Raw genomic sequence first — 13,833 nt, 5'->3', positions numbered from 1 at the left:
GTTGAGATAATCGTCTCCAGCATCGCCGTTTAGGACGTCATTTCCGGCTTGGCCGTAGAGCAGGTCGTTTCCGAGATCTCCGTCGACGAGATCACGTCCGGTTCCGCCTAGAACACGGTCGTCGCCATCTCCACCAGCGACAAAGTCATTGCCGGAATCGCCACGGACAACATAATTGCCTGCCTCTCCAACGAAGAAATCGTCGCCTGCCTCGCCAGCGATCGAATCATCCCCTGGATTTCCCGCCGCATAGTCGTCGCCGCGGCCACCGAAGATGGTGTCATTTCCCGCTTCGCCTATAAGCTGGTCGTTTGCGTCATCACCGTAAATGCGATCATTATCGCGACCACCGGCGATATAGTCGAGCTGGCTTCCCCCCCCCTCTGATTACATCATTGCCATCTTGTCCGTCGATGCGATCAAACCCACCGTCTCCGTAGATGGTATCATTACCGAGTAACCCGAGTAGTATGTCGTCTCCATCAAATCCAATGATCCGATCCGATAAGATTGTGCCTATGAGGTCGTTGGGACGGGCGTTCCCGAGAATGTCAGCCATTGATCATGCTTTCAATGTTTTGAATAACTCACGGCGCTCGTCCATAGGAATGCTCACCTTATGACGAGCTACCACATGGGAAATACTCAATGTTTCGTTTGCACCTGCGAAATCTACAAACAACTCGTTGGTACACAACTTCAAGAGGGCCAACCAACAACGATGGAGCCGAAGTTGCTCCAGCTTGGCTAGATGTCGCTGAGCAGGTCATGGAGACGATGGGCAATTGCAGAAAGAACGTAGGCCAATGCGGTAGACCCACCTCTATCCATTATTTCCACATTCACTAATCAACTTCGCGCGCCGAGATTCGATTTCCCAACCGGTCAGGAGCGATATGGCTCAGATAACTCCACAAGAGCCCGCTGAGAGGCTGTGTGAAACATTTCATATGTATATCGACTTAGTTGAAGGCGACAGTGCAAGTCCTTCCTGGCAACTGACAGATAAGGCCTTTGCCAGGATTGCTTCCGTCATTCGTTAATCCGAGAACGACGCATTGGAGAGCTGCAGAAGTATGTGAGGCAGTGCATCTTGGGACCCGAACCCGCTATAGCGTCCTTCTTGGCCCGGATTTGTCTGGTGACGAGAAGCCTGTTGTCACGAGAGCTTGCCACGACATAAGTGCGCTGAAGCACAAGGGCGAGAGTTGATCCTGTCTGGCTGGTTGCAGGATATCCAGAACGGCAGCGCTAAGCGGTTGAAAGACCGCTCAGCAACTAAGAACCGGCCTGAACGTTGTTTTCCTGAGCGTAGCCATCTCGGCTGGGGACTCGTTACGAACCAAGCAGCTTGGCCTTAGGCTGGGTTGGGGACGTTCTTCCTGATGTCAGGAGGAAGGAGCCATGGTGCGAGTTTTCCCGTTAGCTGTCGCTTGTGTTCTTGCCTTCTCTGCTGGCGCGGAGGGCGCACCATCCCGGAAACGCAACCCTCCTCCCCAGGCCAAGTCAGAGCCTCGGCAAGCTGTGCAGGAACCGGATGAGTTCCGGTCCTGCGATGTGGCCGTGCGCGAGTTTGTCCAGGGGCGTAAAGAAGCTGCAGCGCTTCCCGTCACCGAGGTTAAGGCTGACAGCTTGCGGATGACGTTGAACTTCGTTCATCCCTACGGCGAAAGCGGAGACACGCCCCCCAATCTCGCCTTCACACGGGGTGAGTCCATTGAAGAGCGTCGCAAGGCGTTGAACGAGACTAAGCAACGAGCGCGGTTATTGGCCGAAGCGGCGAAAACCGGAAACGTCTGGTACGTCATCGCTGTGACGAAGGAGGGTAGTCCGGACGAGGCCCGTCGAAGTTCAACGAGCGCCCCAGCAGGCGAAAGCCAACAGCTTTCTGCCAACGCCGTGGTGATGGCAAGCATTGAGGGACGATGCATAACGGTCTCGCAGTATGAGTTCGTCCCTCTCAACAGCCTCAGCTCGAATTTGCAACAGGCTCTTGGCTTACGAGGGCAGGAAGCCTCGCCCAATGCCAGTTCCCCGCCGCCCCCGTCTTGATCGGTCGGCGCGAGATTTAAGCGTTCTAAGCTGCGGCTGCCGCCGCTTGGACATTGATCCATCGCGTGAAGGCCCTTGGCTCATCATCGAGCCAAGGGCCCATCTCGCCTCAAGCAGGTCAGCTTACACAGGACAGTGAAGCGACTGAACAAGGGATGTTTTCATCCCCATGGGTTTTCAACCCCTACCGCCGCGTCCACCGCCGTTGCCGCCATTCCCGTTTCCACCCGCGTTGCCCCCTTTGTCGCCCGCATCGCTGCGGCCCTGCGTTCCACCGCCGAAGTCACCACCGTTCGGGCTCTCGCCAGCCCCGCCGACGCTCCGGTCATTGCCGGGGTTGCCGGCTCCGCCAGCGTGGCCGCCGCCATGGCCGTTGGAGCCATTGCCGCCCGCGTCGCTCCGGCCTTGCGTGCCACCACCAAAGTCGCGGCCATTGGGGCTCTCGCCCGCATTGCCAACGCCTTTGTCGTTGCCCGGATTGCCCGGACCTCCAACGTTGCTGCTACCGCCAGCGGTAGAGCTACCAGAGCCTCTTGTGCTGCCGTTCCCACCGGTGCCGCTATTGCCGGCAACAGCGCCGCTGCTTCCAGTGGTGCTGCCAGTTCCGACGGCGCTGCCAGCCCCCACGCCTCCGACGGTGCCAGCCGCGCCACTGGTTCCAACGCCAGCACCTGCGCCTGTACTGCCGATCCCACTGACAGAGCCACTGACACCAGTGTTGCTGACTGCGCCTCCGTTGCTCACTGGACCAGCGGCTCCACGTACGCCAACATTACCGGGCGCACCGACGCTGCTTGCTCCGCTGGCTGCAATGCCGGTCCCGGCTGTGCTCTGAGTGCCAATATTCCCGAGGGTTCCGTTCGGGCCTGCATTGCGGCCCCCACCGGCTGTTCCGATGCTGCCCACCGCGCCATTCACTCTACGGGAACTGATGGAGCCGGTGCTCAGATCATCAGGCTCATTCTGCCGGTCCATGCGCTGGCGGAGCGCTTGGGGGGCAATGGCGCAGCGGCAAACTTCATTACCCTGGACAATATGCAGACGGCAGTTGCGATACATTGAGGGGTTGGCAACCGCAGGCACGCATTGTTGGCCTGTTCTGATGATTTGGGCAGAAGCGGTAAAAGAGGAAGCCAAGAACAGGGCTACGCTGGACACAACAAGAGCGTACGAACGCTTCATAGTTCACCTACACTGATCTACGTTTAATATGGCACTACGGAATTGCAGTGTTGTTGTTAGAAATACGTTCACACGTAGAATGCCGTTCCCTAATCCAAAGGAGAGTAACCCTTTATAGGTAGGATGCAAAACTGTGCAGGCAAAAATAATTGAGCGTACTTGTACACCAAGTAGAGACTTATGCTTGTGCTAATCATGGCGCGAAAAATTTAGCCGGTGACTGTAAACCAGTCATCGGGGCTTGTTCGATGGATGTTGCTAAGTTGACGGGTGAACACCGTCGCAGTGTGAATCGCTTCGGCGGCGAAAGTGTTCCACTTGGGATTTGGGACAGCTCCCGTCTCTGTCTCTCTTCGCGCCGATGCTCGAAACGCATGAGAGTAAGGGAGCAAATGAAAGAGCCGCTTTAGCCAGGAGATTTCGATTCAGAAATCAAGAATATGGAGATAGTCACCCCAATCTCTCTCGCCCTCTACTTGGCAATCTGCGCCCGCAGAGCCCGGCTCGGGTGCTCAGGCTGAGCGGGGTCTCCTTGCCCCTTGGCGTCGGGGTTTTCTCTGGAAAACTCGGTTTTGGGCCTGCTCCTACACTGTTCTAGGGTTCAGCCGTAGGACACCAATTTCGTCGTCGAGTCGCCTCATTGCGTTGCGGGCGTACTCACGGAAGCGCTCCTGACAGATAGCAGGCCCGTTGTCCTAATGGTCCTTGTGTTCCGCTCGATGGAGTGCTTGGCCCCCGAGTTCGATTTTGTAATCCATCGCCAGCATCTCCGTTGAGCGCTGTTCGGCTCCACATGCGATAGGTCGTAAGGATCTAGTACTGGGCGAGACTAGCGATCAACAGGCTGGCTCCAATGAGAGAGCCGAAAGAAGTCACAAAGAGGATCGATGCCCGCCGAAATGATGGGCCTGTGTTGGCAACGCTCTTCGGATCCACCGTATCATCAGGATGAATTTTGGAAGATTGTACGGAGTTCATGAGCCGACCCAGCCTTTTCAATAACGTCAGATGGCCAGTAAACGGTGGTCACGCTGATCTATTCCATCACGGAGGCTATAAGAATGTTTCAGGACACTCCGAGTCTAGGCAGCATCGGCTGCTGGCACGCACTCGGAAGCTCGCGAATGCGCAAAATGCAGAGAACTGTAGCCTTCCTTGTTTGTTTGGTGCCTTTGCTCGCACACGCGTCAGACCCAGGCGCAATCCTGCAAAAGGCCAGTCGGGTCTACGGCCGAAGTCAATCGTCCAGCGTCTTGGGCTGCTCCTGGGAGGCGGCTTGCCGAGCCCTGCGCTCCTCTTGCTCGGCCAACACGTCGAGATGCACGGCAGCGTCGAGAAGCTGCCTTTTCATGTCGCTTAACGAGATTTGCCGAGCCATGGTCCGGATGCTCTCGGCCTGCTGACGATACTCAGCTGCCATGTTCGGTCGGAGATGGAACACAGACTGGAACCTTGGGAACTATGGGTACTCGCAACAATGCTCATTAACGCCGAGCGGCTTGCTCACAATCCCATCCTGACGAACATCCGATCCTTCCGGTTCCTGGCTTCATGCGATTCTGTAGTGGTTAAACGATTCCCATATCTTCTCAATATTAATGGAGCCGATGTTGCCGCTATGGTCCCTATAAAGCTGAACCTCTGCAGCTAACGCTTTCTGCGGCTCAGATGACGCAGCGGAGATGAGGAAGTCGCGTTCAGTGTTCTTTTTGCGCTATTGTCTGAACTGAAAAGTCTCGCTTGTTTCCACAATTCGAAGTGTCCACCCCGTTTCCTTGTTCCTCAGGTCATGGACAAGTGTGGAGCCTTGGGGTCTTTGATGGGAGCGAAGACGATTTCACCAGCATCACACGCTACCCCTGCCGTATTCACGTCATCTAGCGACGTGTTCTGGGCCATCACGGCGCAAGGCAAATCCTGTATGTACGGACCTGCCAAGAACTTCTGGCCTGTTCCAAGCCGTAGATCTTGTCGTGTTCATCAACCATCCATTTGACAGTCTGCTGGCAACCGGGGGCGGCTCCGCCGACGGCTTTGAGGATGTCCTTAGGCGCATGCCTCTGAGGCAAATTTGCTCGGACATGCTCGGCAATTCATTTCGTTGCCTCTCGGACAAATGGAAGATTGGCTCGCCGCTTCTCCAATTCGGTTAAGCCTTGCACGTGGGAAATTGTCAGCGGAGTGCCAGAACGATAGCACTCATTGCCTCAATGCGCACTGCACGGACCTCCCCGCTGAGATTCCTAGTCGACGATAGGATTTTAAGCCAGTGCCGACTTTGAAGGAACCGCTAAGGTAGATGAGGTACCCACCGCGGAGCTTTTGAGGCAGATAACTCTAGAAGGAAACGGTGCTGCCTCCGAGGCATGTCATCGGAGCGGGAGACGCCGACTGAGGTTAGGACAGCTACATGAGAACTCAGTTAGAAGGGTGACCCTCGGTCCAGCAAAGGCATCTCTCACAGCCAGTTATCACTAGGACAGATGCATTTGCCGCCGCACACCACCTCTCCGTGCGTCTGAGACGCAGTTGCTCAATATCCAAGCCAGGATCAAAGGTGGGGAACGGTTCGTCCACTCATCATTTTCTCTAAACCTTACAAACCTTTTCAGGAAAATGATGGCGGAGAGCGGGAGATTCTCCGCCAACATCAAGAAAACCTCTAGTTTGCAAGGGTTTTCGGCTGCCGTATCGTCTGGCTTTTGTACCAGACCTTTGTACCTTCGTCGAGCCCAGCAGGGCGCTGCTCACATTTGAAGTGGTTTTGCATGCGTCCTTGCCTAATAGTCGCTTTGGCCGAGCATCAGGGCACGCACCGCCGCATTACCCTAGCGAGCCGCTGTGAGAATGCCTTTGCATCAGCCGGGAGTTCACCGTCCAGGATCCGCGCCTCGTCCAGCAGCAGGTGAGCGGCGTCTTCGCGCAGAACCTGCTGATCCTCGCTCAGGTTGGCCAGGGCCACGACGAGGTCATGGCGCGGGTTGATCTCCAGAATGGGCTTGGCCGCGGACGTCAGCTGACCCGCTCGCGCGAGAAGCCGCTCCAGTTGCCGATCCATGCCTGTTTCTGCTGCCACCAGACAGACGGCGCTTTCGGTGAGCCGCTCGGAGGCGCGCACATCGGCGACGGCCTCCCCGAGGGTCGCTTTCACGGATTGGATGAACCGCGTCACCGCTTCCGGCGCCGACGCGCCCACGTTCTCCTGGGCCTCGGTCAGCGGGATCTGCGCAAGGTCGGCCGTGCCCTGGGTGACCGACTTGAACGGCTTGTTCTCAAAATCGATGCCGGCCGTGACCCAGAAACTGTCGACCGGATCGGGCAGCAGCAACACCTCGATGCCACGCGCCTGGAAGCCCTCAAGCTGCGGCGAGGCCTCGAGCCGGCCGAGATCCGTTCCGGTGACGTAATAGATCGCGGTCTGGTTCTCCCTGAGGGTGCCGACATAATCCTTGAGCGAGCGCCAGCCGCCACCGGACGCAGTGGTCTTGAACCGGACCAGTCCGAGCAAAGTCTGCCGCCGCTCGAAATCCTCGTAGAGCCCTTCCTTCAGCACCGGGCCGAAGGTCTCCCACACCTTGGTGTACGCCTGCGGATCGTTCTGCGCGAGCTTCTCAAGCTCGCTCAAGATCCGGCTGGTCACGCCCTTCTTGATGGCAGCGAGAAGCGGGCTCTCCTGGATCATCTCGCGCGAGACGTTGAGCGGCAGGTCGGCCGAGTCGACCAGTCCGCGCACGAAGCGCAGGTATCGCGGCAGGAGCTCGGCCTCGTCGGTGATGAAAACCCGCTTCACATAGAGCTTCATCCGTCCGTGGCGGTCGGGATCGAACAGGTCGAACGGCGTGGAGCCCGGCACGAAGGCAAGCGCCGTATACTCGTGGCGGCCCTCGGCCCGGAAATGCACCGTCAGCGCCGGCTCATCGAACTGGCCGGCCACGCTGCGGTAGAAGTCGGTGTAATCCTCAGGTGTGATCTCGGAGCGCGGCTTCACCCACAGTGCGGCGCCGTCGGCGAGCTCCTGCGGCTCCGCTCCGGGCTTCTCGACAAGGGCGATCGGAACCGGAACATGGCCGGATTGCTCCTTGACGATGCGCTCGAGCCGGTAGCGCTCCGTGCAGGATGTTGCGTCCTCCATCAGGTGGAGGATCACCCGCGTGCCGCGGGCTGGGGCCTCGTCGGCGGATGCGGGCGCGACCGTGTAGGAGCCCTTGCCGTCGGACGACCAGGTCGTGGCCTCCTCACTGCCGGCTCGGCGCGAGACGACATCGACCCGGTCGGCCACCATGAAGGCCGAGTAGAACCCGACGCCGAACTGCCCGATGAGCTGAGCCCCTTCTCCGCCCTGGGTCGCCTGGATCCGGTCCATGAACGCCTTGGTGCCCGAGCGCGCAATCGTGCCGAGCGCCTCGATCATCTCGTCCCGGCTCATGCCGATGCCGTTGTCCTCAACCGTCAGGCGGCGGCTGTCGGCATCGATCAGGAGCGTGATCCGGGCCTTGGGATCATCGCCGAGCAGGGCGGGGTGGGAGATCGCCTCGTAGCGCAGCTTCTCGCAGGCATCGGCGGCGTTCGAGATCAGTTCACGCAGGAAGACGTCCTTGTCGGAATAGACCGAGTGCACCATCAGGTGCAGCAGCTTGGCGACATCGGCCTCGAACGTGTGGTTCTCAGGGGCGGGAGTGGTGTCAGCAGTCGTCATGGCGTGAGATGAACCTTGTTGCTCCGGCGGGCGATGAGATGGCTGCGGACGGTCAAGATTTCAAGCCTGAAAGCCTTGGGTGAGTCCGGCTGCGCAGAAATCTAGCAGATGCCGCTTAGCGTGCCGACCGGAACCGCTCGAAGGCGGTGATCCTCTGGCTGAAGGGCTCGATCTCGCGCCGGTAAACCTCACGCCGGAGAAAGGCGAGTTCAGCCTCAAAGGCCTCCTCGCTGACCTCCACCCACCAAGCCTTCGGTCGGCCATCGGTGCCATCGTTCCAGCGGTACTTGCGCGCCTTCAGCACATCCTTCATGTCGAACGGACTGCCCTCGGCCCAGATGCGCACGAGCGCTTTATGCGCCGAGTTCAGCAGATGCTCGAAGGCGAACCCGGCCCCGGAGGGGAGGGGGGAGGCCAGCACCTCGAGCAGGGCATGGCAATCCTCGACCGCCCGGTGGCCCTGGTGGAACCAGCCGCATTGCGTCAGGAGGTACCCGAGCTTCGATCCTTCAAAGCCGAACCCGCTCCAGGCGATCTCGGAATGGGAGCAGGCCCACGCCTTGAGCTGGAAGTCCTTGGACAGGCGCTCACAGAAGGGCCGATCAAAGCGAGCGTTATGCGCGATGACCAACTCCGCCGGCGCGATGAACCTCTCCACTGCCTCGAGATCGAGCACCTGGCCGGCGACCATGTCAGGCGTGATCCCGGTCAGGCGAGTGATTTCAGGGCTGATCGGTACGCTCGGCCCACGCAGGGCATTAAACGTCCCAATCACATCACCGATCCGGCCTTCCTCATCATAGGTGAAGGCAACCATGCCGAGTTCAATGACCTCGTCTCTTGTGTGATCCAGACCTGTGGTTTCGGTGTCCAGGATGACGGCGATCTTCTCGCCGTGGAAAGAGGTGCGGGACACGACGATGGGGCGCGGTGTCAATCGGCGCAGAACGCGGTAGTCGCCTGTGGCCTCCAGCATCCGGGCGGCGGTCTCATAGTCAGGAGCCTTGAAGGACTCGCTGCGTTGCGTGGCCTTGATGACAATCTCATCGACGGGACTCGTCTTGATCGGACCCGGCGGTGCATCGTAGTCCAAGAAAAGGTCAGCCTGGCCTCGCATTCCCGCACCTTCTGCCCGCCAACAGGACAGGCCCCCGCGTCGGGCCCGGCGGGGCAGACTAGAGGGTGCGGGTCGCCAGATCGTTAATGCACAAGATAGGCGGGAGGGCGTACAAACTGTGGAGTGGTTGGTCTGTCTCGATCGTGGGGGCAGATCTGTTATACAAGGTTACAGCGGGAGTGCTTTGAACCCAGTCCGGATTTATGGTCCGACCCTTGTTTTCTGAAGCGCTTCATACGATTTCACGTGGTCCTAATGGTGAGCCTGGACCATGACAATTCATTTTCCCTTCGACAACACCTACGCGCGCCTGCCTGATCGGTTCTATGCGCGCATAGAACCCGAAGCCGTCACAGCTCCGAGACTCATCCGGCTGAACCGGGATCTCGCGTTACACCTCGGCCTCGACCCTGATCACCTCTCCAGCCCTGATGGAGTCGAGCTTTTGTCCGGCAACCGCGTTCCAGATGCGGCCGAGCCCATCGCCATGGCCTATGCCGGGCACCAGTTTGGGCAATTCGTGCCGCAACTCGGCGATGGCCGTGCCATCCTCCTCGGTGAAGTGGTCGACCAAAATGGCATCCGTCGGGACATTCAGCTCAAAGGCTCAGGTCCGACACCCTTCTCGCGCCGCGGTGATGGTCGGGCGGCACTGGGACCGGTCCTGCGTGAGTATCTCCTCAGCGAGGCCATGGCGGCGCTCGGCCTGCCGACAACGCGTGCGCTCGCCGCTGTGTTGACCGGAGAGACCGTTGTCCGGGAGACGCCACTTCCCGGTGCGGTTCTCACCCGGGTAGCATCGAGCCATATTCGGGTCGGCACGTTCCAGTTGTTTGCAGCCCGGCAGGATACGGAAGGGCTACGACTCCTCGCCGACTACGTCATCGGCCGACACTACCCGCACGCTGCCGAAAGCGATCGTCCCTACCGCGCGTTCCTCGACCAGGTGATCGCCGCCCAGGCAGACCTTATTGCCCGTTGGCTGCACATCGGCTTCATCCATGGAGTCATGAACACCGACAACATGTCCATCGCCGGCGAGACGATCGACTATGGCCCATGCGCCTTCATGGATGCCTACGATCCCGCGACAGTCTTCAGCTCCATCGACCGGCAGGGCCGCTACGCCTATGGCAACCAGCCGCGCATCGGCCTCTGGAATTTGACGCGGCTGGCCGAGACGCTTCTGCCGCTCCTGTCTGAGGACGAGGAGAAGGCCGTGGCTGAAGCGAGCGAGACGCTCGAAGCTTTCGCGGGCAAGTTCGAGGCGGCCTATCACGCGGGGCTCAGGCGCAAGCTCGGGCTGCTGACGGAGCGCGAGGAGGACCCGACGCTTGCCGGTGATCTCCTGAAGGCCATGGCCGAGAACCAGGCTGACTTCACCCTGACCTTCCGGCGGCTGAGCGATGCTGCCGCTGGTCCTGAGGGAGACGAGGCCGCCCGAAACCTCTTCATCAATCCGCTTGCTTATGATGCTTGGGCCACCCGCTGGCGCGAGCGGTTGAGCCAGGAGCCGCAAGACGCTGCAACCCGCCAAGCGGCCATGCGCGCGGCGAATCCAGCCTTTATCCCGCGCAATCATCGCGTGGAGGCGATGATACAAGCTGCAGTGGAGCAGGGCGACTTTGCTCCGTTCGAGGAGCTTCTGATGGTCCTCTCGCGTCCCTATGAGGACCAACCAGCTTTCGCCCACTATTCCGAACCACCGGAACCACACCAGCGCGTCTATCGGACATTCTGCGGGACGTAACGCCAGACGGCCGCCTCAGTCGCTTCGCACCTGGGTTGTTCACCACATCTGGTGCCGCACCTCCAGCGTCAGACGTGGAACTCCCCTGGACATCGAAATCTCTCCGCGGCTTTTTGCCTCCGCCCAGTGACCATCCTGCATACTGGACGGAGGAACGGCGGGATGCGTGAGAATTCAGCTGACCGGGGCAGCCAAATGCCGGAACATATGTTGGCGTGCTTCGTCCTCCACCTCAGATTTGAAGCTGTGCTTCTCCTTCAGCGCGGAAGCGGCCTGAGCGGCCGGGCGAGCGCGGATCTCGTCAAAGAGAGGTTTGAGGTTCGGGAAGCCCCCGTTGGTGGTAAGCTTCCTCCCCCTGGAGCTGAACCTAGCGCATCGGACGGATCCATAAGGCCGCGTCAACCGATGCGCCGGTCAAGAGAGGGAGCCTCGGATGAATCCCAAAAGTGGTGTCCACTTCTCACGTCCGAGGCTCTAGGCTTCAATGGCGACGGTCCAGGGTTTCCCAGGCCGGAGGAACAGGACATCGGCCCGCCCTTTCCCATATGGCATCCGCGCATCTGGATTTCGCGCTGATCGCAGTTGCTCCCATTCATCAGTCATCGGTGGCGCAATATGCGGCTCTCCTGAGTGGGTGTATGCGTGCAGCGGAACGGTCTAGCTTATTTTATCTGGAGATTTGCGTATGGTGTTGGAACACCATACCTCGAACGCGTCGTGACAAAGGAAATTTGATCTGTCGATCAGTGAGCAGCTAACCATTCCCGCAGTTTCGTCCAGCGCCTCTTCATCTGCCCGCCTCTAACTGCAATCCCAACTGCTTTCTTCTGGCCCACTAGAACGACCAACCGCTTGCCGCGGGTGACGCCGGTGTAAAGCAGGTTGCGAGCCAGCATCGCGAAGTGCTGTGTTACGACCGGGATGATGACGGCGGGATATTCCGACCCCTGCGATTTGTGAATGGTGGTCGCATAAGCGGGGACGAGGGTGTCGAGCTCGCCAAATGGGTATGACACCTCCCAGCCATCAAAGGAAGCAATCAGCGCCCCTTCCTCATCGTCGATCCTGACTACCGTACCGAGATCGCCATTGAACACCTCCCGGTCGTAGTCGTTCTGGGTTTCCATCACCCGGTCACCGGGTGAGAAGCGCCAGCCAAACCGCTCCACCTTCGCAGACGGATTGGGATTGAGCACCTCCTGGAGCTGGATGTTGAGGTTGCGGGCACCCAGCACCCCCCGATTCATGGGGCAGAGCACCTGGATGTCCTTCATGGGATCGAGCCCGAAGCGATGTGGCATGCGGTCCTTGATCATCTGGATGATCTTCGGCACCCCTTCCTCGGGATCGTTGATTTCCACGAAGTAGAAGTCGCTCTCTTCGCCCGCCCTGAGAGGCTCGAGCATCTGGCCCCTGTTAATGCGATGGGCGTTCACCACGATCCGGCTTTCTGCCGCCTGCCGGAACACCTCGGTCAGACGCGCCACTGGAATGCGCTCTGAGGCGATGATATCGGCCAGTACCTGTCCCGAGCCGACCGACGGCAACTGATCAACATCGCCCACCAGCAGCAGACCCGTCTGAGCTGGAATGGCCTTGGTGAGGGCGTTCATCAGCGGCACATCCACCATGGAGGTCTCGTCCACAACCAGCAGATCGCAGTCGAGCGGGTTCTCCTCATTGCGCGAGAAGCCCCCGTGCTTAGGATCGATCTCCAGGAGCCGGTGGATGGTCTTGGCTTCCAGCCCGGTCTGCTCGGTCATACGCTTGGCCGCCCGTCCTGTCGGCGCCGCCAGCGCCACCCTAACACGCTTGGCGACCAGCAAGCGCAGGATGGTGTCGAGCAAGGTCGTCTTGCCGACACCGGGACCGCCGGTCACCACCGCGACCTTGGCGCCGAGCACCAGCTTCAGTGCCTCACGCTGCGAGGCGGCCAGGGTTTTGCCCGTGCGGCCCTCGACCCAGGGAATGGCTTTGTCGAGGTCAATCTCGGGCCAAGGTGTTGGACCAGACGCTCGCTCGATCAAACGAGAGGCAATCGCCTGCTCGGCCAAGTACAGCCCTTTCAGGAAGAGGCAGGTCTCCTCACCAATGGTGTCCGAGACGATCTCGCCCTTGGACAGTTCCTCGACGATGGCGGTACGAATCAGGGCCTCATCCACTTCAAGGAGTCGCTCGGCCAGCCGGGTGAGAGCCTCGACCGGCAATGCGCAGTGCCCCTCATCCGTCGCCGTCTGGAGCGCGAACGAGATACCAGCCCGGATGCGCTGAGGGGCTGTCTTCTCCATTCCGAGCTTGGCTGCGATGGCATCCGCTGTCCGGAAGCCGATGCCGCGCACATCCTTCGCCAACCGGTACGGGTCCTCGGTCATGACCTGAATGGCCTCATAGCCGTAGGTCTTGAAGATGCGGACCGCCCGGGCGGTACCGACCCCGTGCGCATGAAGGAAGATCATGATCTCCCGCACGGCCTTCTGTTCGGCCCAGCCCGCCACGATGCGGGAGGCCCGCATCGGGCCGATGCCGGGCACCTCGGTCAGGCGCTCGGGGGCGGCTTCAATGATCTCGAAGGTGTCCACGCCAAAGGCTGCCACGATCCGCTTGGCCATGGCGGGTCCGATGCCGCGCATCTGACCCGAGGCCAGATACTTCTCGATGCCCTCTGCCCCGGTGGGCGGGGTGGTCTTCAGAACCTCGGCCCTGAACTGGAGCCCGTGCGTGCGGTCGCTGATCCAGAGCCCACTGGCTGTGACCCACTCCCCGGCCGACGCCGCCGGGGTGTGGCCCACAACTGTCACAAGGTCACGCTTGCCACGCGTATAAACTTTCAGGACAGCGAAGCCGTTCTCGGCATTGTGGAAGGTGATGCGCTCCACCGAACCCGCGAGTGTCTCGAGGGCAGGCCTCTGATCGGTTTGTGAGGGGCGCATCATTTGGTTCATGGTGACTGCCAGGGAAGGTTCCTCGGCTCTCCGACTGTATCGTTGGATGGCACCACTGACGAGGATGCTATCCCTATATTGTCATCGGATGTTC

7 protein-coding genes and 1 pseudogene are annotated in these 13,833 nt (G+C 59.8%); 3 read left to right on the top strand and 5 right to left on the bottom strand.

The window, feature by feature from the left end:
- Nucleotides 1–3: 3 nt before the first annotated feature.
- Both HPT29_RS23065 and HPT29_RS23060 read right to left on the bottom strand, forming a co-directional pair.
- Nucleotides 4–330, bottom strand: a pseudogene (locus tag HPT29_RS23065) (calcium-binding protein); the annotation flags it as partial.
- Nucleotides 331–337: 7 nt separating this feature from the next.
- Entirely contained in the window at nt 338–559 is a 222-nt protein-coding gene (locus tag HPT29_RS23060) for a calcium-binding protein (RefSeq protein ID WP_259060303.1), read from the bottom strand.
- 1,004 nt (nt 560–1,563) lie between these two features.
- Here HPT29_RS23060 and HPT29_RS23055 point away from each other — a divergent pair.
- Nucleotides 1,564–2,052, top strand: a complete 489-nt coding sequence (locus HPT29_RS23055; protein WP_173945812.1) for a hypothetical protein — start codon at nt 1,564–1,566, stop codon at nt 2,050–2,052.
- Between the two features lie 135 nt (nt 2,053–2,187).
- Nucleotides 2,188–3,114: a hypothetical protein gene (locus HPT29_RS23050; RefSeq protein WP_173945813.1), complete on the top strand. Its 927-nt coding sequence runs from the start codon at nt 2,188–2,190 to the stop codon at nt 3,112–3,114.
- 2,923 nt (nt 3,115–6,037) lie between these two features.
- On the opposite strand, the gene htpG is transcribed toward HPT29_RS23050, so the two are convergent.
- Together htpG and HPT29_RS23040 are read right to left on the bottom strand one after the other, a co-directional pair.
- Nucleotides 6,038–7,930: a molecular chaperone HtpG gene (gene htpG / locus HPT29_RS23045; RefSeq protein ID WP_173945871.1), complete on the bottom strand. Its 1,893-nt coding sequence runs from the start codon at nt 7,928–7,930 to the stop codon at nt 6,038–6,040.
- Between the two features lie 115 nt (nt 7,931–8,045).
- On the bottom strand, nt 8,046–9,047 hold the full coding sequence (locus tag HPT29_RS23040) for a 3'-5' exonuclease (RefSeq protein ID WP_173945872.1): 1,002 nt from the start codon (nt 9,045–9,047) through the stop codon (nt 8,046–8,048).
- Nucleotides 9,048–9,318: 271 nt separating this feature from the next.
- Here HPT29_RS23040 and HPT29_RS23035 point away from each other — a divergent pair, with 271 nt between their 5' ends.
- Nucleotides 9,319–10,797, top strand: coding sequence for a protein adenylyltransferase SelO (locus HPT29_RS23035; RefSeq protein ID WP_173945873.1), 1,479 nt, complete (start codon nt 9,319–9,321; stop codon nt 10,795–10,797).
- A gap of 743 nt (nt 10,798–11,540) precedes the next feature.
- On the opposite strand, the gene recD2 is transcribed toward HPT29_RS23035, so the two are convergent.
- A complete protein-coding gene (recD2, locus tag HPT29_RS23030) occupies nt 11,541–13,739 on the bottom strand; it encodes an SF1B family DNA helicase RecD2 (RefSeq protein ID WP_173945874.1) in 2,199 nt (732 codons plus the stop codon).
- Nucleotides 13,740–13,833: the final 94 nt, after the last annotated feature.

The organism is Microvirga terrae (assembly GCF_013307435.2).
Taxonomy (GTDB): domain Bacteria; phylum Pseudomonadota; class Alphaproteobacteria; order Rhizobiales; family Beijerinckiaceae; genus Microvirga; species Microvirga terrae.
The sequence above is the reverse complement of the archived record's forward strand: the minus strand, read 5'-3'. Positions and strand labels throughout refer to the sequence as shown.

Coding starts and splice junctions, on each gene's coding strand:
- htpG (WP_173945871.1), bottom strand. CDS start 7,930: ATGACGACTGCTGACACCACTCCCGCCCCTGAGAACCACACGTTCGAG.
- HPT29_RS23035 (WP_173945873.1), top strand. CDS start 9,319: ATGACAATTCATTTTCCCTTCGACAACACCTACGCGCGCCTGCCTGAT.
- HPT29_RS23040 (WP_173945872.1), bottom strand. CDS start 9,047: ATGCGAGGCCAGGCTGACCTTTTCTTGGACTACGATGCACCGCCGGGT.
- recD2 (WP_173945874.1), bottom strand. CDS start 13,739: ATGAACCAAATGATGCGCCCCTCACAAACCGATCAGAGGCCTGCCCTC.
- HPT29_RS23060 (WP_259060303.1), bottom strand. CDS start 559: ATGGCTGACATTCTCGGGAACGCCCGTCCCAACGACCTCATAGGCACA.